Source organism: Streptomyces sp. NPDC107521, assembly GCF_055598485.1.
Map to the genome: position 1 here is coordinate 39,404 of NZ_JBVKAT010000002.1, position 24,427 is coordinate 63,830.

At 76.4% G+C, this 24,427-nt stretch carries 20 protein-coding genes; 8 read left to right on the forward strand and 12 right to left on the reverse strand.

Annotated elements, in window-relative coordinates; translation table 11 throughout:
- Nucleotides 1–19: 19 nt before the first annotated feature.
- From ACZ7LB_RS03265 to ACZ7LB_RS03290, 6 genes are all read right to left on the reverse strand, one after another.
- Nucleotides 20–601, reverse strand: coding sequence for a hypothetical protein (locus tag ACZ7LB_RS03265; RefSeq protein ID WP_471465146.1), 582 nt, complete (start codon nucleotides 599–601; stop codon nucleotides 20–22).
- Nucleotides 602–841: 240 nt separating this feature from the next.
- Nucleotides 842–1,639, reverse strand: coding sequence for a type III pantothenate kinase (locus ACZ7LB_RS03270; protein ID WP_161228078.1), 798 nt, complete (start codon nucleotides 1,637–1,639; stop codon nucleotides 842–844).
- A gap of 4 nt (nucleotides 1,640–1,643) precedes the next feature.
- Nucleotides 1,644–2,624 (reverse strand): carboxylating nicotinate-nucleotide diphosphorylase, encoded by a 981-nt coding sequence (gene nadC, locus ACZ7LB_RS03275; protein WP_471465147.1) that lies wholly within the window; start codon nucleotides 2,622–2,624, stop codon nucleotides 1,644–1,646.
- Entirely contained in the window at nucleotides 2,621–4,360 is a 1,740-nt protein-coding gene (locus ACZ7LB_RS03280; RefSeq protein ID WP_471465148.1) for an L-aspartate oxidase, read from the reverse strand. Before ACZ7LB_RS03280 ends, nadC begins: the two co-directional genes overlap by 4 nt.
- On the reverse strand, nucleotides 4,357–5,349 hold the full coding sequence (panC, locus tag ACZ7LB_RS03285) for a pantoate--beta-alanine ligase (protein ID WP_471465149.1): 993 nt from the start codon (nucleotides 5,347–5,349) through the stop codon (nucleotides 4,357–4,359). Before panC ends, ACZ7LB_RS03280 begins: the two co-directional genes overlap by 4 nt.
- On the reverse strand, nucleotides 5,346–6,275 hold the full coding sequence (locus tag ACZ7LB_RS03290; protein ID WP_471465150.1) for a Rossmann-like and DUF2520 domain-containing protein: 930 nt from the start codon (nucleotides 6,273–6,275) through the stop codon (nucleotides 5,346–5,348). Before ACZ7LB_RS03290 ends, panC begins: the two co-directional genes overlap by 4 nt.
- Nucleotides 6,276–6,889: 614 nt before the next feature.
- Between ACZ7LB_RS03290 and ACZ7LB_RS03295 the strand changes: the two genes are divergently transcribed.
- Both ACZ7LB_RS03295 and ACZ7LB_RS03300 read left to right on the forward strand, forming a co-directional pair.
- Entirely contained in the window at nucleotides 6,890–8,155 is a 1,266-nt protein-coding gene (locus ACZ7LB_RS03295; RefSeq protein ID WP_471465151.1) for a threonine aldolase family protein, read from the forward strand.
- A gap of 263 nt (nucleotides 8,156–8,418) precedes the next feature.
- Nucleotides 8,419–9,525 (forward strand): DUF5937 family protein, encoded by a 1,107-nt coding sequence (locus ACZ7LB_RS03300; RefSeq protein WP_471465152.1) that lies wholly within the window; start codon nucleotides 8,419–8,421, stop codon nucleotides 9,523–9,525.
- 116 nt (nucleotides 9,526–9,641) lie between these two features.
- Here the strand turns inward: ACZ7LB_RS03300 and ACZ7LB_RS03305 are convergent, their stop codons facing one another.
- The 3 genes from ACZ7LB_RS03305 to ACZ7LB_RS03315 all read right to left on the reverse strand — a co-directional run bounded on the left by ACZ7LB_RS03305 (nucleotide 9,642) and on the right by ACZ7LB_RS03315 (nucleotide 12,364).
- Nucleotides 9,642–10,265 (reverse strand): AAA family ATPase, encoded by a 624-nt coding sequence (locus ACZ7LB_RS03305; protein ID WP_471465153.1) that lies wholly within the window; start codon nucleotides 10,263–10,265, stop codon nucleotides 9,642–9,644.
- A 125-nt stretch (nucleotides 10,266–10,390) separates the two neighbouring features.
- The gene (locus ACZ7LB_RS03310) at nucleotides 10,391–11,065 is read right to left on the reverse strand and encodes a response regulator (protein WP_471465154.1); all 675 of its coding nucleotides are present in this window, start codon (nucleotides 11,063–11,065) and stop codon (nucleotides 10,391–10,393) included.
- 99 nt (nucleotides 11,066–11,164) lie between these two features.
- Nucleotides 11,165–12,364 carry a sensor histidine kinase gene (locus ACZ7LB_RS03315; protein WP_471465155.1) on the reverse strand — a complete coding sequence of 400 codons (1,200 nt, stop codon included), beginning with the start codon at nucleotides 12,362–12,364 and terminating at the stop codon, nucleotides 11,165–11,167.
- Between the two features lie 360 nt (nucleotides 12,365–12,724).
- Here ACZ7LB_RS03315 and ACZ7LB_RS03320 point away from each other — a divergent pair, with 360 nt between their 5' ends.
- Nucleotides 12,725–13,849 (forward strand): SAM-dependent methyltransferase, encoded by a 1,125-nt coding sequence (locus ACZ7LB_RS03320; RefSeq protein WP_471465156.1) that lies wholly within the window; start codon nucleotides 12,725–12,727, stop codon nucleotides 13,847–13,849.
- Here the strand turns inward: ACZ7LB_RS03320 and ACZ7LB_RS03325 are convergent.
- Complete coding sequence (locus tag ACZ7LB_RS03325; RefSeq protein ID WP_471465157.1) at nucleotides 13,814–14,965, reverse strand: NADH-quinone oxidoreductase subunit D; 1,152 nt, start codon at nucleotides 14,963–14,965, stop codon at nucleotides 13,814–13,816. The two genes, ACZ7LB_RS03320 and ACZ7LB_RS03325, sit on opposite strands and share 36 nt — an antisense overlap.
- A 265-nt stretch (nucleotides 14,966–15,230) precedes the next feature.
- Here ACZ7LB_RS03325 and ACZ7LB_RS03330 point away from each other — a divergent pair, with 265 nt between their 5' ends.
- Together ACZ7LB_RS03330 and ACZ7LB_RS03335 are read left to right on the forward strand one after the other, a co-directional pair.
- Nucleotides 15,231–15,653 carry a PH domain-containing protein gene (locus tag ACZ7LB_RS03330; protein WP_471465592.1) on the forward strand — a complete coding sequence of 141 codons (423 nt, stop codon included), beginning with the start codon at nucleotides 15,231–15,233 and terminating at the stop codon, nucleotides 15,651–15,653.
- A complete protein-coding gene (locus tag ACZ7LB_RS03335; RefSeq protein WP_471465158.1) occupies nucleotides 15,650–16,972 on the forward strand; it encodes a PH domain-containing protein in 1,323 nt (440 codons plus the stop codon). The genes ACZ7LB_RS03330 and ACZ7LB_RS03335 overlap by 4 nt, the downstream gene beginning before the upstream one ends.
- A gap of 106 nt (nucleotides 16,973–17,078) precedes the next feature.
- On the opposite strand, the gene ACZ7LB_RS03340 is transcribed toward ACZ7LB_RS03335, so the two are convergent.
- A complete protein-coding gene (locus ACZ7LB_RS03340; RefSeq protein WP_471465159.1) occupies nucleotides 17,079–18,614 on the reverse strand; it encodes a hypothetical protein in 1,536 nt (511 codons plus the stop codon).
- A gap of 275 nt (nucleotides 18,615–18,889) precedes the next feature.
- The gene (locus ACZ7LB_RS03345; protein ID WP_471465160.1) at nucleotides 18,890–20,014 is read right to left on the reverse strand and encodes an alpha/beta hydrolase; all 1,125 of its coding nucleotides are present in this window, start codon (nucleotides 20,012–20,014) and stop codon (nucleotides 18,890–18,892) included.
- A gap of 211 nt (nucleotides 20,015–20,225) precedes the next feature.
- Here ACZ7LB_RS03345 and ACZ7LB_RS03350 point away from each other — a divergent pair, with 211 nt between their 5' ends.
- From ACZ7LB_RS03350 to ACZ7LB_RS03360, 3 genes are all read left to right on the forward strand, one after another.
- Entirely contained in the window at nucleotides 20,226–22,022 is a 1,797-nt protein-coding gene (locus ACZ7LB_RS03350; protein ID WP_471465161.1) for a phosphatidylglycerol lysyltransferase domain-containing protein, read from the forward strand.
- Between the two features lie 879 nt (nucleotides 22,023–22,901).
- A complete protein-coding gene (folP, locus tag ACZ7LB_RS03355) occupies nucleotides 22,902–23,762 on the forward strand; it encodes a dihydropteroate synthase (protein ID WP_471465162.1) in 861 nt (286 codons plus the stop codon).
- Nucleotides 23,759–24,262, forward strand: coding sequence for a nuclear transport factor 2 family protein (locus tag ACZ7LB_RS03360; RefSeq protein ID WP_471465163.1), 504 nt, complete (start codon nucleotides 23,759–23,761; stop codon nucleotides 24,260–24,262). The genes folP and ACZ7LB_RS03360 overlap by 4 nt, the downstream gene beginning before the upstream one ends.
- Nucleotides 24,263–24,427 lie beyond the last annotated feature (165 nt).

The following is a 24,427-nucleotide window of genomic DNA, read 5'->3' on the forward strand; positions in this document are numbered from 1 at the left end:
CCAGAGTAGCCAGGGCCGCTCAGCCCGCGGCGAGGTGGTGCCGGGAGCCGGGGGCGGGCGGGCCGGGCTTGCGCCGGGGGAAGACCTCGCCGGGGGTGGGGATCGGGCGGCGGGGGTCGGCCGGGGCGGGCGCGGGGGCCGGTTTCCGGGCGGGTTTCCGGGCCGGGTCCTGCGGCGGCTTCTCGTCGGCCCGGCGCCCGCCGGGGAGGGCGAGCAGGTGGCTGCGGGCGGCGGGGACGGGGCGGCACCGGGCCAGCAGCGCGGCGGCGGCAGGCGTGCCGCGCAGGGCCCGCAGGGCGGCGAGGTCGTCCGCCCCGGGCCGATGGCCGGCGTCCAGCGCCTCGGCGAGGACGGCGAGGTAGCCGGTGACGCTGCCGGGGAGGGCGGCGCGGTAGCGGGCGAGGTCGGCCAGCAGGAAGGCGCGCAGGCGGGTGGCCTCGTCCATCACCTCGTCCAGGTGCTCCGCGAGGCGGAGACAGTCGTGGACGTCCTCGGCGGAGGCGGGACGGGGATGCAGGGCGAGGGCGAGGGCGCGCCGGAGCACACGCAGTTCCTGTGCGCCGAAGGCCATGCCGCCGCGGGATCCGTAGGGCGTGGGCATGGGCCGACGATACGCGCTAATCGGACAAAATCCCCATAACGCCCCGGCGTGGCGCGTCACCGCACCCCGACGGGGTGCCTGCCCGCGCCCGGGGCCGGTGCCGCCCGCGACGGTCCGGGCGGCCCGCCGGGCCCGGCCCGCGCGGCCCGCACGGCCCGGGGAACGGGCGTCCCGGGCGCGCGGGGCGGCTCCGGCGGGGCGGACGGCTCCGGAGGGCGGCGGGGCGCCGGGCGGGCGGCGTCAGGCGCGGGGGACGTTGCGCTCGTAGACCAGGCGGAGCCCGATCAGCGTCAGCCACGGCTCGTGCTCGTCGATCACCGACGACTCGCCGAGCACCATCGGCGCCAGGCCCCCCGTCGCGATGACGGTCACCTCGTCCGGGTCCTTCGCCAGCTCCCGCGCCATCCGCCGGACCACCCCGTCGACCTGGCCCGCGAACCCGTAGACGATGCCCGCCTGCATCGCCTCCACCGTGTTCTTGCCGATCACGCTCCGCGGCCGGGCCACCTCGATCTTGCGGAGCTGCGCGCCCCTGACGCCGAGCGCCTCCACGGAGATCTCGATGCCGGGGGCGATGACCCCGCCGATGTACTCGCCGCGCGCGCTGATCGCGTCGAACGTGGTCGCCGTGCCGAAGTCCACCACGATCGCCGGGCCGCCGTACAGGTCGACCGCTGCGGCCGAGTTGATGATGCGGTCGGCGCCGACCTCCTTGGGGTGGTCGGTGAGGATCGGCACCCCGGTCCGCACGCCCGGCTCCACCAGCACCGCCGGGACGTCGCCGTAGTACCGGCGGGTGACCTCGCGCAGCTCGTGCAGGACCGAGGGGACGGTGGCGCAGATGGCGATGCCGTCGATGCCGTCGCCCAGCTCGTCGCCGAGCAGCGGGTGGCGGCCCATCAGCCCCTGCAGCAGCACCGCCAGCTCGTCCGCCGTACGGCGCGGGTCGGTGGAGATGCGCCAGTGTTCGACGATGTCCTCGCCGTCGAACAGCCCCAGGACGGTGTGGGTGTTGCCCACGTCGATCGTCAGCAGCATGGCCCTACACCGCTTCCCGCAGGTCCAGGCCGATGTCCAGGACGGGGGAGCTGTGGGTGAGGGCCCCCACGGCCAGGTAGTCGACGCCGGTGGCGGCGTAGGCGGCGGCGTTGTCCAGGGTCAGCCGCCCGGACGCCTCCAGGGCGGCGCGGCCGTCGACCAGGGCCACCGCCTCCTCGCACTCGCCCGGCGTGAAGTTGTCCAGCAGGATCAGGTCGGCACCCGCGTCCAGCACCTCGCGGAGCTGGTGCAGGGTGTCCACCTCGACCTCGATCGGCACCTCGGGGAAGTGCTCGCGGACCGCCCGGAAGGCCGCCGCCACCCCGCCCGCGGCCACCACGTGGTTGTCCTTGACCAGGGCCGCGTCGGAGAGCGACATGCGGTGGTTGACGCCGCCGCCGCAGCGGACCGCGAACTTCTCCAGCGAGCGCAGCCCGGGGGTGGTCTTGCGGGTGTCGCGGACCCTGGCCCGCGTCCCCTCCAGGACGTCCGCCCAGGCACGGGTGGCCGTCGCGATGCCCGACATCCGGCACAGCAGGTTCAGCGCGCTGCGCTCGGCGGTGAGCAGGTCACGGGTGCGCGAGGTGACCGACAGCAGCCGCTGGCCCGGCTCCACCCGGTCGCCGTCCGCCACATGGCGCTCGACCTCGAACTCCTCCTCGCAGACGAGGGACAGGACCGCCTCGGCGACCCGGAGCCCCGCCACCACGCCCGCCTCGCGCGCGGTGAAGTCGGCGGTGGCGACCGCCTCCTCGGGGATGGTGGCCACCGTCGTCACGTCCACGCCGTGCGCCAGGTCCTCGCCCAGGGCGACGTTGGCGATGTCCTCGACCTCCACCGGGTCGAGCCCGGAGTCGAGCAGGAGCGCCGCCAGGGCCGGGTCGAGTCCGCACTCCTGGTACGTCTCGCCGTCGTGGTCCGCGGCGCAGGCGCAGTCGCCGCCGCAGCCGCCGGTGGAGGCCAGGGGAAGGTCGGGGGTGTTCACTGCTGTCGCTCCTGGGGGCGCTGCGCCGGCCGGGGGCCGGGGGTGGTCGGAGGGAACTCCGCGGTCGGTGTGGTGTGCACGGCGAGCGTACGGTCCGGGTTCAGCCGTACCACGACGTGGCGCCGCCAGGCGGTGTCGTCGCGCCCCGGGCGGTCCTCGCGCCAGTGGCAGCCGCGGGTCTCCTCGCGCCGGGCCGCGGCGGCCACCAGGACCCGCGCCACGCACAGCAGGTTGGTCGCCTCCCAGGTGTCGACGCCGGGCTCGGCGGTCTTGCCGTGCTCGCGCAGCGCCTCGCGGGCCGCGCCGTGCAGGTCCTGAAGCCTCCCGGCGGCCCGGTCGAGCGACGCGGCGGACCGCAGCACGCCGGCGCCCTCGGTCATGGCCCGCTGGATGGCGAAGCGGGCCTCCGCGGGCAGCAGCGGGTGCGCGGGCGAGTCCGGGTGCGGGACCTCGGCGGGGACGCGCGCCCCCAGGGTGCCGTCGGCGTGGCGGGCCGCGACGTCGGCGGCGATGCGCTCGGCGTAGACCAGGCCCTCCAGGAGCGAGTTGGAGGCCAGCCGGTTGGCACCGTGCACACCGGTGCAGGCGACCTCCCCGCACGCGTACAGGCCCGGCACCGTGGTGCGGCCCCTGGAGTCGGTGCGGACGCCGCCGGAGGCGTAGTGCGCGGCCGGGGCGACCGGGACCGGCTCGGTGACCGGGTCGATGCCGTGGGCGCGGCAGGCGGCCAGGATCGTCGGGAAGCGCTGCTCCCACATCTCGGCGCCGAAGTGCCGGGCGTCCAGGTACATGTGCCCGGTGCCCTGCTCCAGCATCCGCCGGGTGATGCCCTTGGCGACGATGTCCCGGGGCGCCAGCTCCGCCAGCTCGTGCTGCCCCAGCATGAAGCGCACGCCGTCCGCGTCCACCAGGTGGGCGCCCTCGCCGCGCACGGCCTCGGAGACCAGCGGCTGCTGGCCCTCGGCGTCCGCGCCCAGGAACAGCACCGTGGGGTGGAACTGGACGAACTCCAGGTCGCTGACCTCGGCCCCGGCGCGCAGGGCGAGGGCGACGCCGTCGCCGGTCGACACGGACGGGTTGGTGGTCGCCGAGAAGACCTGGCCCATGCCGCCGGTCGCCAGGACCACGGCGGGGGCGCGCACCGCGCCGACGCCGTCGTGCTGGCCCTCCCCCATGACGTGCAGGGTGACCCCGGCGGTGCGGCCGTCGGCGTCCGTGAGGAGGTCCAGGACCAGCGCGTTCTCCACGGTGCGCACGCCCCGCGCGCGGACCGCCTCGACCAGGGCCCGGGAGATCTCCGCACCCGTGGCGTCACCGCCCGCGTGGGCGATGCGCCTGCGGTGGTGGCCGCCCTCCCTGGTCAGGGCCAGGCCGCCGTGGGCGGACTCGTCGAAGTGCGCCCCGGTCTCGATGAGCCGCCGCACGGCGTCGGGGCCCTCGGTGACCAGGATGCGCACCGCCTCCTCGTCGCACAGCCCGGCGCCCGCGACGAGGGTGTCGTCCAGGTGCTGCCCGGGGGTGTCGCCCTCGCCCAGGGCCGCCGCGATGCCGCCCTGCGCCCAGCGGGTGGAGCCGTCGTCCAGCCGGGCCTTGGTGACGACCACGGTGTCCAGCCCGGCCGCCTCGCAGCGCAGGGCGGCGGTCAGGCCGGCGACGCCGGAACCGACGACCACCACGTCCGCGGCGACGGCCCAGCCGGGCGCGGGGGCGTGCAGTCGTATGCCTGTGCTGGTCACGAGGCGGCTCCGAAGGTGAGGGGAAGGTTGTCGATCAGCCGGACGGCTCCGACCCGGGCGGCCACCGCGAGGACGGCCGGGCCGGTGTACCCGTCCGCGATCGCGGTGAAGTCGGACGGATCGACCAGGGCGAGGTAGTCCAGCTCCAGCGGCGGGTCCAGGCGGGCCGCCTCGTCCAGCACCAGGCGGGCGGCGGCCCGCACCGCCGACGGGCCGCCCGGGGCGGCGCGGGAGACGGCGTGTGCGTCGGCCGCCGCCCGGGACTCCCCCAGGGCGTCGAGCGCCTCCGCGCGCGCGGGCGTGGCGGGCACCTCGCGGGCCCGGGCGCTCAGCGCCTCCTGCGCGGCGAGCCGGTCCACCCCCGCGAAGAGAGCCCGGGACAGCGCCAGCGCGGTACCGCGCTCCCGGGGCGAGAGGAAGCGGTTGCGGCTGGACAGGGCCAGCCCGTCCTCCTCGCGGACGGTGGGGACGGCGACGACCTCCACGCCGAAGTTCAGGTCGCTCGCCATGCGGCGGATCAGGGCGAGCTGCTGGGCGTCCTTCTGGCCGTAGAAGGCCAGGTCGGGACGGGTGAGGTGGAGGAGCTTGGCGACGACGGTGAGCACGCCGTCGAAGTGCCCGGGGCGGGAGGCGCCCTCCAGGCGTCCGCCCATGGGGCCCGCGCCGATCCGCACCTGGGGCTCGCCGCCCGGGTAGACCTCCTCGACGGAGGGGGCGAAGACCGCGTCGGCGCCCGCCCGCCCGGCCACCTCCAAATCGGCCTCCAGGGTGCGCGGATAGCGGTCCAGGTCCTCGGCCTCGCCGAACTGGAGCGGGTTGACGAAGACGGTGACGACGACCTCCCCGTCGGCGCCGACCCGCTCGCGCGCGGCGCGGATCAGGGCGGCGTGGCCCTCGTGCAGGGCGCCCATGGTCATCACGACGGCACGGCGGCCGCGGCGCGCGCGGGCGCGCAGTTCCCCGGCGGTGCGCAGCAGGGCGGTGGTCATCGGGTGTTCCCTTCGGTGCCGTCGGTCGCGTGGGCGAGGACGCCGAGCAGATCCTCCGCGAGCTCGGGCCTGAGCAGTCCGTGGGCGAGCGCCCGGTCGGCGGTCGCGCGGGCCATCGCCAGGTACCCGGCCACGGCCTGCGGGGCGTGCGCGCGCAGCTCCTCGACGTGGGCGGCGACCGTGCCCGCGTCCCCGCGCGCGACGGGGCCGGTCAGCGCCGCGTCGCCGGAGCGCAGGGCGTTGTCCAGGGCGGCGCCCAGCAGAGGGCCGAGCATCCGGTCGGGGGCGGCGACGCCCGCCGTGCGCAGCAGCTCCATGGACTGGGCGACCAGGGTGACCAGGTGGTTGGCGCCCAGGGCGAGCGCCGCGTGGTAGAGCGGGCGGCGCTCCTCGGCGATCCACTCCGGCTCGCCGCCCATCTCGATCACCAGGGCCTCGGCGGCCAGCCGCAGCTCCTCGGGCGCCGTGACGCCGAAGGAGCACCCGGCGAGCCGCTGGACGTCCACGGGGGTGCCGGTGAAGGTCATCGCGGGGTGCAGGGCCAGCGGCAGGGCGCCGGCGCGCAGGGCGGGCTCCAGCACCCCCACCCCGTACCGCCCGGAGGTGTGCGCCAGGAGCTGGCCCGGGCGCACCGCCCCGGTCTCCACCAGCCCGGCGACCAGGCCGGGCAGGGCGTCGTCGGGGACGGTCAGCAGCACCAGCTCGGCGCGGCCCAGGACCTCGGCGGGGGCCACCAGCGGCACGTCCGGGAGCATGGCCTCGGCGCGCCTGCGGGAGGCCTCGGAGACGCCGGAGACCGCCACCGGGCGGTGCCCGGCCAGTTGGAGGGAGGCGGCCAGCGCGGGACCCACGCGTCCGGCGCCGACGACGCCTACGGTGAGCCGCGCGGGGCGGTCCCTGGGATCCGGCTGTGGGGTTGGATTCACGCGGCGGGGCCTTCCCGTTCCAGTCCGCTCGGGGTACCGGACGATTTCTCGTCATGTTAACGCTATCGGTGCGGGCTCCGTCCGGCCGTCCACAGGCTGTGGGTGACCGACGGGTTCCCAGGGCGCGGCGGATTCCCCGGGGCGCGGGGGAATCGCCGGGACGGGGACGCGCGGGCCGTCGGTGCCGACGGCGGGCTGGACAGGGCCAGGGGAGCCGTCCCGGGAGGCCCCGGACGCGGGGCCTCCCGGGACGGGGCGCCCGGCCACGGGCGGTACGGGACGGCCACGGGGGTGCGGGGACGACCGTCGGCGGTACGGGGACGGCCGCGGGCGGTGCGAGGGCGGCCATCGGCGGTGCGAGGGCGGCCGTCGGCGTCGGCACCACACCGTGGCGAGCATCGATCGGTGGCGACGTCTGCACCGTGCGACCAGCGACCTGACGTCCGGCGTCCGGCGTCCGGGCGCAGCCCTCGCACGCGGACGTCATGACAGGCCCCCACGCGCGCGGGGGCGTCCCCGGAAGCGGCCTCCCTGGGCGGCCCAGCGGAGTGGCCCTCCTGGTGACGGCGGAAAGCGGGGTGCCCGCGCGGGCGCGCACGGGGCATCATCCCGGCATGAGCGACTCAGCGGCGCATACGGCGGACACGGACCCCCGGGCCACCTTGGGCACCCCGCCCCCGGCGGACGGGAGGGGGCGGGACGGCGGCCCGGACGGGGCGGCCCCTTCCGGCGGGCCGCAGGAGCGGCTCGCCGCGCTGCGGGAGCGGCGCACCGCCGTCCACCGCAGCGTCCGGCGCGCCCTGGCGGGCCCCGGCTTCGGCGCCAGCCTGCGCGAACGGCTCGCGCTGCTGGACGGCGCGGCGGAGTTCCACGATCTCGACGAGCCCTCGGACCTCTACGGGGACGGCGTCGTGGAGACCCTGGAGGAACGGGTGGCCGCCCTCCTGGGCACCGAGGCCGCCGCCTTCTTCCCGACGGGCACCATGGCCCAGCAGGTGGCCCTGCGCTGCTGGGCCGGCCGCACCGGCGACCGGACGGTCGCGCTGCACGGGCTCAGCCACCCCGAACTCCACGAGGGCGACGCCTTCAGCCAGGTCAGCGGGTTGCGCCCGGTCAGGATCACCTCCGCGCCCCGGCAGCCCACCGCCGACGAGGTGCGCGACCTGCCGGAGCCCTTCGGCGCGCTGATGCTGGAACTGCCGCTCAGGGAGGCCGGTTACCTGCTGCCCACCTGGGAGGAGCTGACCGAGACGGTGGCCGCCGCGCGGGAGCGCGACGCCGTGGTCCACTTCGACGGCGCCCGCCTCTGGGAGTCCACCGTCCACTTCGGCCGCCCCCTGTCCGAGATCGCGGGCCTCGCGGACAGCGTCTACGTCTCGTTCTACAAGTCCCTCAAGGGCTACGGGGGCGCCGCCCTGGCCGGGCCCCGCTCGCTGGTGGAGGAGGCGCGGACCTGGCGGCACCGCTACGGCGGGGCGGTCTTCCAGCAGTTCCCGACGGCCCTGTCCGCGCTCGCCGGGCTGGAGCGGGAGCTGCCCCGGCTGCCCGGTTACGTCGCCCAGGCGCGGGTGGTGGCCGCCGCGCTGCGCGAGGGCTTCGCGGCGGCCGAGCTGCCCTGGGCGCGGGTCCACCCCGGGGTGCCGCACACCCACGAGTTCCAGGTCTGGCTGCCCCAGGACGCCGAGGCCGCCGCGGAGGCCGCCGTACGGCAGGGCGAGGAGACCGGGACCCTGCTCTTCGCCCGCTCCTGGCAGGCTCCCGGCCCCGGCATCGCGGTCACCGAGGTCGGGGTGGAGGCGGCGGGCCTGGAGTGGACCGCCGACGACGTGCGGGCGGCGGTCGCGGACTTCGCCGCCCGGCTGCCGGGGGCCGGCGGCTGACCCGGCCGACGACCGACCCGGCCAACGGCTGACCCGGCCGGCGGCAGGCTCGCCCGGCAGCGGGTTCGCCCGGCGCCCGGCCAGGTCCGGCGTCCCGGGCGGCACCGGCCCCGGTCCGGCCGGAAGCGGTGCCCCGGGAGACCGGGAAGCCCCGGAGGCCGTCGGTGCCCCGGGCACGGCCGGGGCCCCGGGCGGCGCGGCGTGCTCCGGGCGCCGCGGGGGCCGGAACCGCGTCGTCCGCGGCGGGGTGCACCATGAACGACATGAGCGTGAGCATCGACATCGTCGGCCTTCGGCCGGAGCGGGTGGCCATCGTGCCCTCGCCCCTGGCCGAGCTGGGCATGGCGCTGCACGCGCTGTCCGAGCCGGGGCACCATCCGGGCCTCCAGGGCTGGGCGACCGGGGTGACCGCGGGACTCGACCCGTCCCTGGCCGACCGGATGACCGACGCGGAGTTCCTGTGGCGGTCGACGTTCTCCGACCTGTTCATGCCGTTCGCGGGCGTCCCGGGCGGGCGCTCCGTGCCCGGCGCCACCCTCGCCGAGGAGCTGGACCTGCTCGACCGGCTGTCCGACGAGCAGTTCGTGGACACGGCCCTGGAGTTCACCTGCGCCCTGCCGTACAGCACGGCCGGGGCCTCCGCGCTGGCGGACGCCGGGACGCGCCGCCGGGCGCTCTACCTGGCCGCCGCGCGCGGCCCGCGCCAGCTCGACTTCACCGAACGGCTGCTGGCCGACCCGCCGCGCATCCGGGGCTGGCTGCGCCGGTTCGCCGAGGACTGCGACGCGGCGTTCTTCGCCGCGACCTGGGACCGGCTGCGCCCCCGGCTCGCGGCGGACGCCCGCCACAAGACGGACCTGCTGCGCCGCAAGGGCCTGACCGAGGCGCTGACCGCGGTCTCCCCGGTGGTGACGCTGGACGCGGCGGCGGAGCGGATCACGGTCGACAAGCTGGGCGACGGCCGCACGGCCACCGGGGACGGCGGGCTGCTGCTCGTGCCCACCAGCCTGGGCTGGCCGCACCTGATGGTGCTCCACCGGTACGCCTGGCAGCCGGTGCTGCACTATCCCGTCGCCTCCCCCGAGCTGTCCTCGCCGCCCTCGGTGGAGCAGCTCCTGCTGCGGATGACGGCGCTGTCGCACCCGGTGCGCCTCCAGCTCTGCCGCCATCTGGCGCGCAGCGCGTACTCCACCGGCGAGCTGGCGCAGGCGCACCGGATGACGGCGCCGGAGATATCCCGGCACCTGGGGGTGCTGAAGAGGGCGGGCCTGATCATCACCCGGCGCCGGGGCCGGTACGTGCTGCACCAGCTGGACGTGACCGTGGTGGCCCGGCTGGGCGGCGACCTCCTGGAGGGCATCCTCCGCTGACGCGCCCGGCCCGGGGCGCCCCCGCACCCGGCGGGACCCCGCACCGTACGGCGGGACGGGACGGGACGGGACGGGACGGGGCGCCGCCCGCCCCACCGACCGGCCGCGCCGCCCCGTCAGTCGAACCGGATGTGCCGCATCCCCACCCGCGCCTGGCGGAGCCGGGTCCGCAGCGGGCCCTCCCCGTTCGGGGCGAGGGTCAGCCCGGCCAGCGCGGCGATCCGGTCGGCGGTGCGCGGCACCGTCGAGTGGTCGGTCCACAGGTGCTCGGCGAACTCCGGCTCGCGCAGCCGCTCCAGGCAGTGGTCGAGCTGCCGCACGGCCCAGTTCTCGCGGGGACCGGTGCGCGCGGCGTGGGCGAGCAGTTGCCCGGGGCCGCGCTCGCGCAGCCTGCGCAGCACCGTCTCGCGGGCGGCCAGCAGGGTGAAGTGGCGGACGTCGTGCCCGCGTTCGCGCAGCCGCCCCACGGTCTCCTCGAAGTGCCCGGCGTCGGTCACCGTCATGGGCACCAGCACCACGCCGCCGTGTCCCCGCAGGGCCAGGTCGAGCACCTCCACCACGCCCTGCCGCCAGGCCGCCAGGTCCCGGAAGTCGGTGCGCAGCCCCGGCGGCAGCGTCCGGCGCAGGCCGAAGCCGATGTGCTCGGGGTCGCAGACGACGCTGCCGGGCAGGCGGCGCCGCATCTCGAAAGCGGTCTGCGTCTTGCCGCCCCCGAAGGGGCCGTTGATCCACAGGAGCATGCGGCAGACGGTAGCGGCGCCGGCCGCCCGGGGCACGGGTCCGGTCGTGACCGGATCCCGGGCCGTGCCGTGCCAGGCCGTGCCGCCGGGGGCGGGCCGTCGGAGGGCGGGGGGGCGGGGGCGGGTCAGGCGTGGCCGCCGCCCGCCCGGACCAGCCCGGTCTCGTAGGCCAGGACGACCACCTGCACCCGGTCCCGCAGCCCCAGCTTGGTCAGGATGCGGCCGACGTGCGTCTTGACCGTCGCCTCGGAGAGCACCAGCCGGGCGGCGATCTCCCCGTTGGACAGGCCGTTGGCGACCAGCACCATCACCTCGCGCTCCCGCTCGGTGAGCCGCTGGAGCTCCTTCTGCCGGGGCTCCTCGGCGCCGGTCGGCAGCATCGGGGCGAACCGGTCGAGGAGGCGGCGGGTGGTGGACGGGGCGACCACGGCGTCGCCGCTGTGCACGGCGCGGATCGCGGCGAGCAGCTCGCCCGGCGGCACGTCCTTGAGCATGAAGCCGGAGGCGCCCGCCTTGAGCCCCGAGAAGGCGTACTCGTCCAGGTCGAAGGTGGTCAGGATGAGCACCTTGGGCGGGTCCTCCTGGGCGTGGATGCGGCTGGTGGTCTCCACGCCGTCGAGCTTGGGCATGCGGACGTCCATCAGGACCACGTCCACGGCGGTCGAGCGCAGCACCTCCAGTGCCTCGACGCCGTTGCCCGCCTCCGCGACGACCTCCATGTCCGGCTGCGCTGCGAGCACCATCCGGAACCCGGTGCGCAGGAGCACCTGGTCGTCGACGAGCATCACGCGGATCGTCATCGGGCCTCTTCCGTTTCTCCGGCGGCGGCGCCGGGGGCGTCCGCCCGCGTGCCGGTCCGTGACAGGTGTCGGGCCGCGCCCGGGGGCGCGGCGGGCGGTTCAGTGCTGCTTGATCGGCAGGAGGGCGCTGATGCGGAAGCCGCCGCCCGGCCGGGGACCGGCGTCCAGGGTGCCGCCGACCATGCCGATGCGCTCCCGCATGCCGATCAGGCCGTGTCCCCGGCCGTCCTCGCCGCCCTCTTCGTACAGCTCGTGCGGGGCGCCCTTGCCGTCGTCCTCGACGAGGAGGCCGAGGCCGTCGTCGAAGTAGACCAGGCGCACGCTCGCGCCCGCGTTGGGCCCGCCGTGCTTGCGGGTGTTGGTGAGCGCCTCCTGCACGATGCGGTAGGCGGTCAGCTCCACGCCGCTGGGCAGCGGGCGCGGCGTGCCCTCGACCCGGAAGTCGACGGGCAGCCCGGCGGTGCGGCACTGCTCGACGAGGTCCTCGATCTGCCGCACGTCGGGCTGCGGGACGTACTCCCCGGCCTCCTGGTGCTCGCCGGTGCGCAGCACGCCGAGCAGCCGGCGCATCTCCGCGAGGGCCTGGCGGCCGGTGGAGGAGATGGTCTCCAGCGCCTTCCTGGCCTGGTCGGGGGCGGCGTCCAGGACATAGGCGGCGCCGTCGGCCTGGACCACCATGACGGAGACGTTGTGCGCGACCACGTCGTGCAGTTCGCGCGCGATCCGGGCGCGCTCGGCGGCGACCGCGACCTTGGCCTGGGCCTCGCGCTCCTTCTCCAGGCGGGCGGCGCGCTCCTCCAGCTGGGCGAAGTAGGCGCGCCGGGTGCGGATGGAGTCGCCGAGCACCCAGGCGAGGGCGAAGGGCACCGCCTGGAAGACCGTTATGGCGATGTTCCCGGCGATCCCGCTGCTCTCCTGGGGCCAGCGCACCTGGGCGACGGGCGCCGCGACCAGGCCCAGGGTGAGCGCGGCCCGGGAGGACCAGCGGGCGCCGGTCGCGGCCACCGTGTAGACGATCACCAGCAGCGCGAAGTCGCCGATCATCGTGGAGACGTCCAGCAGGAGCTGCGCCAGAGCGGTCGCCCCGGCCAGCAGCAGCATCCGCTCCGGCATCCTCCGGCGCAGCGCCACCACCACCGAGAGCAGCACCAGGATCGGCACGATCAGCGCCATGCGCGTGGTGCCCGACCCGTCCGGCACCGAGGCCTCGGACACCACGGACATCCCGAACAGGACGAGGGCCCAGAAACAGTCGACCCCGGTCGGGTGTCTGCGGAGGAAGTCGTAGAGGCGCTGCACGCCATCCAGCGTATGGAAGCGGGACAGGCGCGGGGGTCAGCCGAAGGGCCGATCCGCGCCCCCCGCGCGTACTCCCCAAGGTGGAGGCCCCCTTGTCCCACGGCCTCGGCCCGCCGCGCCCGGCGCGTGTCCGCCCGCCCCGCGCGCGGCCCCGGGCACCCCGCGCCGGGAGCCCGCCCCGGGGCATCCCGCCGGGTGCCTTCCCCGCGCAGCCCGCCCGGCCCCGCCCCCGGCTCCGCGCCCGGGGGCCCCGCCCGGCTCCGCCGCCGGACACCGCGCCAGGAGGCGTGCCCGGAACACCGCGCCCGCGCGGGTGCCCGGCCCGGACGGCCGCTCCCGGGCAGGCCCTAGTCTGGGCGCGTGAGGGACGCGACACGGAGCCCCGCGCGGGCGCGGGGGTGGCGGGAGGCCGCCGAGCAGGCCCTGTACGGGCCGGACGGCTTCTACCGGCGCCCCGAGGGCCCGGCCGGGCACTTCCGTACGTCCGTGCACGCGTCGCCGCTGTTCGCCGGGGCCGTGGCGCGGCTGCTGTGCCGGGTGGACGCGGCGCTGGGGCGCCCTCCGGAGCTGGCCTTCGTGGACATGGCCGCCGGGCGCGGCGAACTGGCGGCCGGGGTGCTGGCCGCGCTGCCCCCCGCCGTGGCCGCCCGCACCACCGCGTACGCGGTGGAGATCGCCCGGCGCCCCGGCGGGCTCGATCCCCGCGTCCGCTGGCTGCCCGCGGCGCCGCAGGGGGTCACCGGGCTGCTGTTCGCCAACGAGTGGCTGGACAACGTCCCCCTGGACGTCGTCGAGACGGACGGCGCGGGCGTGGTCCGCCGGGTGCTCGTCGCCGGGGACGGCACCGAGCGGCCCGGGGCGCCCGTGGACGGCGCCGACGCCGTGTGGCTGGCGCGCTGGTGGCCGCTGCCGGGCACGACGGCCCCCGGAACCGGGGCGGAAGCGGCCGGGACGGGAGAGGCGGCGGCCGGGACGCGGGAGGCGGCGGCCGGGGCGGGGGTGCCCGGCCTGCGGGCCGAGATCGGGCTGCCCCGGGACACGGCGTGGGCCTCGGCGGTCGCCACCCTGGAGCGGGGGCTCGCCGTGGCCGCCGACTACGCCCACACGGCCGGCGCGCGCCCGCCGTACGGGACGCTGACCGGGTTCCGCGAGGGCCGCGGGACGGCGCCGGTGCCGGACGGGTCCTGCGACATCACCGCCCATGTGGCCCTGGACTCCTGCGCCGCGGCCCCCGGGCTCCCCGGGGCGCTGCTGATCCCCCAGCGCGAGGCCCTGCGCGCCCTGGGCGTGACCGGCGCGCGCCCCCCGCTCGCCCTGGCCTCACGGGACCCGGCGGCGTACGTGCGCGCCCTGGCGGGCGCCTCCGAGGCCGCCGAGCTGACCGCGCCGGACGGACTGGGCGGCTTCCTCTGGCTGGCCCAGCCGGTCGGCCCGCCGGACGCGTCCGCGCTACTTGTCGATGTCGCCGACCACGAAGAACAGTGACCCGAGGATCGCCACCATGTCCGCGACCAGCGTCCCGGGCAGCAGCTCCGCCAGCGCCTGGATGTTGTTGAACGAGGCCGAGCGCAGCTTCAGCCGGTACGGCGTCTTCTCGCCCTTGCTGACCAGGTAGTAGCCGTTGATGCCGAGCGGGTTCTCGGTCCAGGCGTAGGTGTGGCCCTCGGGGGCCTTCAGGACCTTGGGCAGCCGCTGGTTGACCGGGCCGGGCGGCAGCTCGGCCAGGCGGTCCAGACAGGCGTCCGCGAGGGCGAGCGCGTTGTGGGTCTGCTCCAGGAGGCACTCGAAGCGGGCGAGGCAGTCGCCCTCGGCCCGGATCGCGGGTCTCAGGGTGTCCTGGAGCTCGCCGTAGGCGAGGTACGGCTCGTCGCGGCGCAGGTCGAAGTCGACGCCGGAGGCGCGCGCGATGGGCCCGCTGACGCCGTAGGAGTGCACGGCCCGCGCGGACAGGACGCCCACGCCCCGCGTGCGCCCGCGGAAGATCTCGTTGCCGAGCACCAGGTCGTCGTAGACGTCCATCCGGGAGCGCACGGAGGCGACGGCGGAGCGCGCGCGGGCGGTCCAGCCGGCCGGGAGGTCCTCCTTGAGGCCGCCGACGCGGTTGAACATGTAGTGCATCCGCCCGCCGGACACCTCCTCCATGACGTTCTGGAGGACCTCGCGCTCCCGGAAGGCGTGGAAGACGGGGGTGATGCCGCCCAGCTCCAGGGGGTAGGAGCCGAGGAACATCAGGTGGTTGAGGACCCGGTTCAGCTCCGCGAGCAGGGTCCTCAGCCACACCGCGCGCACGGGGACCTCCATGCCGAGCATCCGCTCCACGGCGAGGACCACGCCCAGCTCGTTGGAGAACGCCGACAGCCAGTCGTGGCGGTTGGCGAGCATGATGATCTGCCGGTAGTCACGGGCCTCGAAGAGCTTCTCCGCGCCGCGGTGCATGTACCCGATCACCGGCTCCGCGCTGACCACGCGCTCGCCGTCCAGGACCAGCCGCAGCCGCAGCACACCGTGCGTCGACGGGTGCTGGGGGCCGATGTTGAGCACCATGTCGGTGCTCTCCGCGGCGCCGCCGATACCGACCGTGGTCTCCGTCGTGGGCGTCATGGTCCCAGTCTCCCCTACGTACGCTGGGCCCATGGAAACGGGGAGCCCGTACGACGACACGGGCGGCGCGGCGACGGAACCGGCGACGGCACCCGGCACGGCCGGGGCGGCGGCTCCGTCCGGTGCCGAGGCCCGGACGGCGGCCGGGGCTCCGGGCGCGGCGGCCGGGGCAGCAGCGGACACGGAAGCGGCACCGGGCGCGGCCGGGACGGCTCCGGCGGGCCCCGGCCCGGAGTGGACCGGGCTGCCGCCGGGGCTGCTGCGGATGCGGCGGCTGCTGCTGGTGGTGTGGCTGGGCCTGCTGACGCTCGCCGCCGGGCTGGTCCCGGGGCTGCTCCTGGGCCCGCCGTGGGCGGCCCTCGCCGTGCTGCCGCTCGCCCTGCTGGTCTGGGGCTGGGTGATGCTGGAGCGCAACTGGCGCTCCTGGCGGTACACCGAGCGCGCCGACGACCTGCTGATCAGCCGCGGTGTGCTGTGGCGGACGACGACCGTGGTGCCGTACGGCCGGATGCAGCTCGTCGAGGTGACCTCCGGGCCCGTGGAGCGGCACTTCGGGCTGGCCAGCGTGCAGTTGCACACCGCCGCCGCCGCGAGCGACGCCACCGTCCCCGGCCTCGACCCGGCCGAGGCGGAGCGGCTGCGCGACCGGCTGACCGAGCTGGGCGAGGCCCGATCGGCGGGACTGTGAGCACACCGGAGCCGCAGGCGGTGGACCAGGTCACCGAGCGGCGGCTGCACCCCGTCACCCCGCTGCGCCGGGCGTGGGCGCCGATCGCCGTGCTCATCGGCTGGGCCGTGCACGACCCCGACCAGGCGCGCCGCCACCTGACCCACCTGACCACCACGACCCTGCTGGTCGGTCTCGCCGTACTGATCCCGGCCGCCGCCCTGTACGGCTTCCTGACCTGGTGGTTCACCCATTTCGCGGTGACCGACACGGAGCTGCGCATCCGCACCGGACTGCTGTTCCGGCGCACCGCGCACATCCGGCTGGAGCGGGTCCAGGCCATCGACGTCACCCAGCCGCTGCTGGCCCGGATCGCCGGGGTCGCCAAGCTGAAGCTCGATGTCGTCGGCACCGACTCGAAGGACGAACTGGCCTTCCTGGGCGCGGACGAGGCGCGCGCGCTGCGCGCCGAGCTCCTCGCCCGCGCCGCCGGTTTCGCCCCCGACAGCGCCCGCGAGGTCGGCGAGGCCCCGTCCCGTGAACTGCTGCGGGTACCGCCCGGGGTGCTCGCCGTCTCGCTGCTGCTGACCGGCGCCACCTGGCTCACCCTGGGCACCGCCCTGGTGATGCTGCCCGTGCTGTGGACGTTCACCCACAGCCCGTGGACCCTGCTGGCCCTCACCGTGCCGCTGCTCGGCGCGGCGGGCGCCGGCAGTGTGGGGCGGTACGTCAAGGAGTACGACTGGACGGTGGCCGAGTCGCCGGACGGCCTGCGCATCGACCACGGGCTGCTGGACCGGGCCCACGAGACGGTGCCGCCGGGCCGGGTGCAGTCGGTGCGGATCGTGGAGCCGCTGCTGTGGCGCCGCCCCGGCTGGGTGCGGGTCGAGCTGGACGTGGCCGGTTCCGCCAACTCCCTGCTGCTGCCGGTCGCCCCGCGCGCGCTCGCCGAGTCGGTCGTCGCCCGCGCCCTGCCCGGGGTGGCCGTGCCGCCGCTGTCCGCCCTGTCCCGTCCGCCGGGCCGGGCCCGCTGGTGCCGCCCGGTGTGGTGGCGCGGCCACGGGGTGGTCGTCACGGACACGGTGTTCGCCGCCCGGCGCGGGCTGCTCCGGCGCACCCTGTCGCTGGTCCCGCACGCCAAGGTCCAGAGCGTCCGCCTGACGCAGGGGCCCGTGCGGCGCGCGCTGGACCTGGCCGACGTGCGCGTCGACACCGGCGCCAACGGGACGGTCACCGCCGGCCTCCGCGACGCCGCCGAGGCCGCGGCCCTGCTCCATCACCAGGCCGCCCTCTCCCGCACGGGCCGCCGGGACGCCCAGCCGGACCGCTGGATGACGTGACCGACGTCCGGGCGGGAGCGGGGGGCCGGGGGCGGGATGGTGGCTGGGCCCGGTCGTCGGGGCCCGGCTGTCGGGGCCCGTGCCGCGCGCGCTCCCCGGGTCCGGGTCAGGAGACCGCGCTGCGCAGTCCCTTGACGTCGATCTGCTCGGTCTCGTCGTGGGCGGTCAGGTCGATCACGCGGTCGGTGCCGTGGGGCTCCCGGGCGACCGGTTCGCGCCGGGCCCGCGTCTCGGCCTTGTGCAGGGCGAGCGCCTCCTCGCCGATCACGTCGGCCAGGTCCTCGTCCTCGACCGACTCCAGCGCCTCCCGGGCCCCCCTGGCCGCCTCGGCGCCCCGGGCGGCGACGGGGACCCCGGTCCGGGTGCCGCCACCGGCCTCGCCGGTGGCCCCGGTGCCCTGGGTGCCCTGGGTGCCGAAGAAGTCGAAGCCGCCCTCGACCCGGGGCCGCCGCGCGGGCGCCGCCGGGACGACGGCCACCGCGGCCTCCACCGCGAAGTGCGCGGAGGCGGCCGACCGGGCGGAGGCCGCCGCGGCGGGGCCGTCGTCGGCCGAGCCGTCGCGCGGCCGGACGACACCCTGCGGCGCGGGCTCGGCCGCCGTCACGGCCTCTCCCCCGCCGTCACCGTCGTCCCCGCCGTCATCGTCGCCGTCGCCGTCGCCGTCGCCGCCACCGTCGGGATCGGGATCGGGTTCGGCCCCGTCGGTGTCGTCCGCCCGGTCACCCCTGCTTGCGCCCTCCGCCTCTTCGGCGTGCTCCGGGCCCTCGGCCTCTTCCGCGCCCTCCGCGTCGTCCTCCACCGCGCCGACCGCGACCCCCGCGTCGTCACCGTCGTCATCGGTGGCGCCGTCGCCATCGGTGGCTGTGACAGTGGCGGTGGCGGTGCCACCCTCACTGTCGCCCTCGTCGTCGCCGTCAACAGCGCCGTCGCCGTCGCCGTCCGGCACACCGAGCCGGTTCAGCGCCTCGTTGGCCAGGGCGTACAGGCGGGCGGCGCCGCCGGCCGGGAAGGCGGCCAGGATCTCCCGGACGGTCTCACCGCCCTCGTCGGGCTCCTCCGCGCCGACGGACTCCGCCACTCCCGCGGACGCCCCCGGAGCCCCGGCCCGCACCGCACCGGCGGGCCTCCCCGGCACGGCGGCCGGGGCCAGCCCGGTCGGCCGCACGGGCTCGCCCGGCGTCGCCGCCACCGGGGCCGTGCGGGGCGCCGGGAGCGCGCGGGCCGGGGGCGTGGCCTCGATCTCCAGCAGCCGGCGGCCCTCCAGCGCGCTGGCCCGCTCGGTCTCCGCGGTGGCGTACCGCCGCAGCAGGGCGGCGTGCTCGTTGCGCAGCTTCGCCAGCTCCGCGCGCTTGGCCCGCAGCTTCCGCTCCAGCTTGGCCCGCAGTTCGCGCGACTCGTCCAGGTCGGACTCCAGCTCGGCGGCCCGCTCCTCGTGGCGCCACTCGTCGCTCGCCCGCGCGCGCGAGAGATCGGCGACGCGCTTGCCCGCCTGAGCGTCCCAGCGGCGCATCACGACGGCGCCGACGACCGCCGTCACCGCGGCGGCCGCGGCCAGGGCGCGCAGCACCATCGTCTCCGCGACCACCCAGGGGCCGACGGCGCACACGACGGAGACGCCCGCGATCGCCGACGGCGGAAGCATCCTGTGCAGGGGCGGGGAATGGCGATGACGTCCACGTGGCATGGCCAGAAACTTACCGCGCGTAGGGGATTCTTGGCGCCCCGCCCCGCGAAAACGCCCTTTTCTCCCCGGCGTTCACGGCCCCCCGGCATTCGGCCGGCCGAACCCGGGCCGAATTCCCCCAAGATCATTTTCCGGGACCGCTCCGGAAACGCCCGCGGCACTCCCCTCGGCACCGCCGGGGAACGGCCCCGGACGGCACCCCGGTCACCGTCCGCGCCGTCCCCGCACGCCTCTCACCGGGGGCTCAGCCGCTCGCTGAGCCACTCCAGGGTCGGCGGGATCTCCCGGCGCCACGTATTGAAGTTGTGACCGCCGCTTTCCAGGATGATCGACGAGATCCGCGTCGGCTTCGCGCGCTTCGCCCGCTCAATGAACTCCAGGGTGTCCCGGTAGTTCGACTCCCCGGAGCGGCTGCTGGTGACGAGCAGCGAAGTGTCCGGCGGCGGAAGGTGTTCGAGGCTCCACCACAGGTCGGCCCGATTGCGCAGCGCGCGGTCCCCGTGGAACAGGTCGCCGGTCGTGGCGTCGACGGGGGCGTCGTAGTACGCCGACAGCCCGGCCCCGGCGGCGTAGACGCCGGGATGGTGCAGGGCGAGTTTCAGCGCGCAGTACCCGCCGGTCGAATTGCCCACGACGCCCCAGCTTCCCGGCCCCCGGCCCACCCGGTAGTGACCGAGCACGGCCTCGGGCAGGTCCCGGGCGAAGAACGACTCCGTGCGGGGCCCGTCCGGCACGTCCACGCACTCCGTGTCGCGCGGCGGCGCCACCGTCGGCCGCAGCATGACCAGGATCATCGGCCGCATCCGCCCGTCCCTGGCCAGGTTCAGCGCCGTCCGCGGATAGTGCAGCCTGTCGACCAGCGCCTCGGCCGTCCCCGGGTAGCCGGTCAGCACCACGGCCGCGGGGAAGGTACGGGCGCGGTGGCGCGGCTGGAAGTACTCCGGCGGCAGGTACACGTACGCGGGTGTCGTGATGCCCGTCGTCCGGCCGGCGATCTCGACCCTCTGGACCTGCCCGCCGGACTCCGGGCGGCCGGTGCCCGCCGGGACCACCCGCCGGGTGTCGACCACCCGCAGGCCGGGCGGGGCACCGCCCGAGGAGTGGTCGACGACGACGCCCCGCCCCGTCTCCCGGCCGAACAGGTCGGCCCAGCTCGCGTAGAACCCGAAGGACTGGTTGGCGACGAGGGCGACCGCGGCGAAGACGGCCGCCTGGGTCGCGAACAGCAGCCCCACCCGCGCCGTGACGGTCCGCCAGCTCTGCCGGGCCAGCCTCGGCCACAGCCAGACCGTCCCGGTGAACAGCAGCACCCCGCTGAGCACGGCCAGCGCCAGCACCACTCCGCTCGTGAGACCCATACGCCCTGTCCGCCTGCGCTTTCCTGTGATGACCCGCTCCGGAGCCGTCCGGACCGGAAGATTCCGCACGGGTTCCGTACCGGCCGAATGAACCTCGACCCGCCGCACAACGTCCTAGAAGGCGCAATGCCACCGGAAGCCCCGAACGGGCCCGGAGCCAAAGGTCTCTCGCGGAGCGACGGGTACGATGTCTGTCAGGACAGATGAGGAAATGTCGGGTGGGGTTCCGAAGCACGGGATCCTGAGCCGGGTCCTGCGCGGGCCACGCCCCGAGGCCGTCCCCCGCCTCGCGGGCCGGGCGTGCACCCTGGTGGGGCTGGTGGACATCGCGGCCGGTGTCTTCCCCCGCTTCCGGCACAGCCGGATGCACGCCCTCGCGGAGGTCCTGCCGGGCTCCTTCGGCCCGTTCGCCGCGGCCCTCTCGCTCAGCGCCGGCGTCCTGCTGCTGCTCCTCGCCCACGGTCTCAGGCGCCGCAAGCGCCGCGCCTGGCGGGCCGCGGTGGCGCTGCTGCCGCTCGGCGCCCTCGCCCAGTTCGGCTACCGGCACTCCTTCGCGGGCGTGCTGATATCGCTGGCACTGCTCGCGCCGCTGCTGCGCCACCGCGACCAGTTCGCGGCGCTGCCCGATCCGCGCAGCCGGTGGCGGGCGCTCGCCAACTTCGTCCTCATGAGCGCCGGTTCCGTCCTGCTCGGCCTCGTCGTGGTCAGCGCCCACCCGGGGCGCACGGTGGGCGACCCGAGCCTGGCGGACCGTCTGAGCCACGTGCTGTACGGCCTGTTCGGCGCGGAGGGCCCGGTGGACTACCGGGGCACCACCTCCTGGACGGTCGCCTTCTCCCTCGGCGCCCTGGGCCTGCTGACCGCCGTCACCACCATCTACCTGGCCTTCCGGCCCGAACACCCCGCGGCCCGGCTCACCGCGGACGACGAGGCGCGGCTGCGCGACCTGCTCGCCCGGCACGGCGGCCGGGACTCCCTCGGCCACTTCGCGCTCCGCCGCGACAAGGCCGTCGTCTTCTCCCCCAGCGGCAAGGCGGCCGTGACGTACCGCGTGGTCTCCGGGGTGATGCTCGCCAGCGGGGACCCGATCGGGGACGTGGAGGCGTGGCCGGGCGCGATCGAGCGCTTCATGGACGAGGCCCGCCGCCACTCCTGGACGCCCGCCGTCATGGGCTGCTCCGAGACCGGCGCCGAGGTGTGGACCCGCGAGACCGGGCTCGACGCGCTGGAGCTGGGCGACGAGGCGGTGGTGGACGTCGCGGATTTCTCCCTCGCCGGCCGCGCGATGCGCAATGTCCGCCAGATGGTCAAGCGCATCGAACGAGCCGGTTACGAGACCCGGGTACGGCGCGTGGCTGACCTGGGCGACGCCGAACTGGACCGCGTCCGCCGGGCCGCGGAGGACTGGCGGGGCACGGACACCGAGCGCGGCTTCTCCATGGCCCTGGGCCGCATCGGCGACCCCGCGGACGGCGACTGCCTGATCGCCACGGCGCACCGGGCCGACGGGACGCCCGGGGAGTACGGCGACCTGAAGGCGATCCTGCACTTCGTGCCGTGGGGCACGGACGGGGTGTCGCTGGACCTGATGCGGCGCGACCGGTCGGCCGACCCCGGCATGAACGAACTGCTGATCGTCGCCGCGCTGCAGGCCGCGCCCCGGCTGGGGATCACCCGGGTCTCCCTGAACTTCGCGATGTTCCGCGCGGCGCTCGCCCGCGGCGAGAAGATCGGGGCGGGCCCGGTGCTGCGGGCGTGGCGGGGGCTGCTGGTCTTCCTCTCCCGGTGGTTCCAGATCGAGTCCCTGTACAAGTTCAACGCGAAGTTCCGGCCGCGGTGGGAGCCGCGCTTCGTGGTCTACCGCGCCTCGGCCGATCTCCCGCGCCTCGGCCTCGCCGCGATGCAGGCGGAGGGCTTCGTCACCCTCCCCCGCCCCCGCGTCCTCCGCCGCCGGGCCACCCCCCGCCCCCCGTGCCCCCACCAGGACCCGAAGCCCACCACGGCCTGACCGCCCCACCCCCACAACCGAGGAGCGACGGCACCCCCGGCAACGCCACAAGCGGCCCACACGCATGGCAGTGACGCCCCCCCCCAGGGGCGCACGCGGGAGCGGACCACGTCCAAGCTGCCCGCACCCGCACACAACGGGAGCCGGAGACGCAGATGAGCCCCGCACCCGCGCACGGCGGGAGGCGGAAGGGAGGGGTGGGCGGAGGCCCGCAGTCACGCACCGCGAGAGACGGAGACGCGAAGCGGGCGCGGCCCCGCACCCGCACACGGCGGAATCCGGCAGGGAAGAGCGGGCGTGCCCCCGCAGTCACGCACCGCGAGAGATGGAGACGCGAAGCGGGCGCGGCCCCACACCCGCACACGGCGGAATCCGGCCCGGAAGAGCGGGCGTGCCCCCGCAGTCACGCACCGCGAGAGACGGAGACGCGAAGCGGCCCCGCACCCGCACCCGCACACGGCGGAATCCGGCCCGGAAGAGCGGGCGTGGCCCCGCAGTCGCGTACGGCGGGAAGGGGACGGGGCGGGGGTGGTCGCCCGCAGAGGTTGGCGCGTCAACAGAGTGCGCCCCCTCCCCACCCCATTCCGCGCCGTTCCGAGGACGACCACCCCCGCCCCGGCCCCGACCCACACCGCACCAGGAGGCGCTACGCGCACCCCCACACAGCGAAAGAGGCCGCCGCAGGCACCCGCACCACCGAACCCGCACGACCACCACGGCACCCGCCCACTCCCGCACACGCCGCCCACGGCCCGCCGCGAGCGGACTCCCCCGCTCCCCCCGGTCCCCCGGCGCTCCCCCCGGTCCCCCGGCCGCGGGCAGGCCCCCGCGGTGCGGCCCGACGCGGGCGGGCCGCTCGTCGGGGCATACGCTGAACACATGAGCAAGCAGACCGGCCGCCGCCACCCGGCAGGACTCACCGCATGGGACCGCTGCGCGGTCATGGGGGTCGTCAACGTCACCCCCGACTCCTTCTCCGACGGCGGCCGCTTCTTCGACACGACGGCCGCGATCAAGCACGGCCTCGACCTGGTCGCCCAGGGCGCCGACCTCGTCGACGTCGGAGGCGAGTCCACCCGCCCCGGCGCCACCCGTGTCGACGAGGACGAGGAGCTGCGCCGCGTCGTCCCCGTCGTGCGCGGCCTGGCCTCCGAGGGCGTCACGGTCTCCGTGGACACGATGCGCGCCTCCGTGGCCACGAAGGCCCTGGACGCCGGCGCGACCCTGGTCAACGACGTCAGCGGCGGCCTCGCCGACCCCCGCATGCTCCCGGCCGTCGCGGACGCCGGCGCCCCCTTCGTCGTCATGCACTGGCGCGGCCTCCTCTCCCCCGGCAACGTCCGCGGCACGTACGCCGACGTCGTCACCGAGGTCCACGACGAGCTGCGCGCCCGCGTGGAGGCGGTGCTCGCGGCGGGCGTCGCGGCGGACCGCGTGATCGTCGACCCGGGCCTCGGCTTCTCCAAGGACGCCGAGCACGACCTCGTGCTCCTGGCCCACCTGGACCGGCTGCTGGCCCTCGGCCAGCCCCTCCTCGTCGCCGCGTCCCGCAAGCGCTTCCTGGGCCGCGTCCTGGCCGGCCCGGAGTCCGCCCCGCCCCCCGCGCGGGAGCGCGACGCCGCCACCGCCGCCGTATCGGCGCTCGCGGCGCAGGCCGGGGCGTGGGCGGTGCGCGTCCACGCCGTGAGCGCCACCGCGGACGCCGTGCGCGTCGCCCGCGCCGTCGAGGGAGCCCGGTGAGCACTCCCCACCTCGATGTGGAGCAGGTCGAGGCCGCCAACGCGGCGTTCTACGACGCGCTGGAGCAGGGCGACTTCGAGCGGATCTCCGACCTCTGGCTGTCCCCGGCCGACCTGGGGGTCGACGAGAGCTACCACGATCCCGCGGAGGCCGGGGTGATCTCCTGCGTGCACCCCGGCTGGCCCGCGCTCACCGGCCGCGGCGCGGTGCTGCGGTCGTACGCGCTGATCATCGCGAACACGGACTACATCCAGTTCTTCCTCACGGACGTGCACGTCTCGGTGACCGGCGACACCGCGCTGGTGAGCTGCGCGGAGAACATCCTCAGCGGCGGTCCGGCGCCGCAGGGCGGCGAGGAGCTGGGCCCGCTGGTGGGCCAGCTGGTGGTGGCGACCAATGTGTTCCGCCGCACGCCCGCCGGGTGGAAGCTGTGGTCGCACCACGCCTCCCCGGTCCTGGCGGAGTCGGCCGAGGACGCCGAGGACGCCGAGGAGCTCTGACACCGGGCCCGGGGCGCGCCCACCGCCCCGCCCCGATCACACCCGCACCCCGGCCGCCCCACCCGGGCACACCCGCACCACCCCGGCCGCCCCACCCGGGCACACCCGCACCACCCCGGCCACCTCGCCCGGGCACACCCGCACCACCCCGGCCACCTCGCCCCG

Bases quoted from the DNA above. Each gene is read 5' to 3' on its own strand.
- ACZ7LB_RS03265 (WP_471465146.1), bottom strand. From the start codon at position 601: ATGCCCACGCCCTACGGATCCCGCGGCGGCATGGCCTTCGGCGCACAG.
- ACZ7LB_RS03270 (WP_161228078.1), bottom strand. From the start codon at position 1,639: ATGCTGCTGACGATCGACGTGGGCAACACCCACACCGTCCTGGGGCTG.
- panC (WP_471465149.1), bottom strand. From the start codon at position 5,349: ATGACCACCGCCCTGCTGCGCACCGCCGGGGAACTGCGCGCCCGCGCG.
- ACZ7LB_RS03295 (WP_471465151.1), top strand. From the start codon at position 6,890: ATGAGCGACTCAGCGGCGCATACGGCGGACACGGACCCCCGGGCCACC.
- ACZ7LB_RS03300 (WP_471465152.1), top strand. From the start codon at position 8,419: ATGAGCGTGAGCATCGACATCGTCGGCCTTCGGCCGGAGCGGGTGGCC.
- ACZ7LB_RS03305 (WP_471465153.1), bottom strand. From the start codon at position 10,265: ATGCTCCTGTGGATCAACGGCCCCTTCGGGGGCGGCAAGACGCAGACC.
- ACZ7LB_RS03310 (WP_471465154.1), bottom strand. From the start codon at position 11,065: ATGACGATCCGCGTGATGCTCGTCGACGACCAGGTGCTCCTGCGCACC.
- ACZ7LB_RS03325 (WP_471465157.1), bottom strand. From the start codon at position 14,965: ATGACGCCCACGACGGAGACCACGGTCGGTATCGGCGGCGCCGCGGAG.
- ACZ7LB_RS03330 (WP_471465592.1), top strand. From the start codon at position 15,231: ATGCGGCGGCTGCTGCTGGTGGTGTGGCTGGGCCTGCTGACGCTCGCC.
- ACZ7LB_RS03340 (WP_471465159.1), bottom strand. From the start codon at position 18,614: ATGCTTCCGCCGTCGGCGATCGCGGGCGTCTCCGTCGTGTGCGCCGTC.
- ACZ7LB_RS03345 (WP_471465160.1), bottom strand. From the start codon at position 20,014: ATGGGTCTCACGAGCGGAGTGGTGCTGGCGCTGGCCGTGCTCAGCGGG.
- ACZ7LB_RS03350 (WP_471465161.1), top strand. From the start codon at position 20,226: ATGTCGGGTGGGGTTCCGAAGCACGGGATCCTGAGCCGGGTCCTGCGC.
- folP (WP_471465162.1), top strand. From the start codon at position 22,902: ATGAGCAAGCAGACCGGCCGCCGCCACCCGGCAGGACTCACCGCATGG.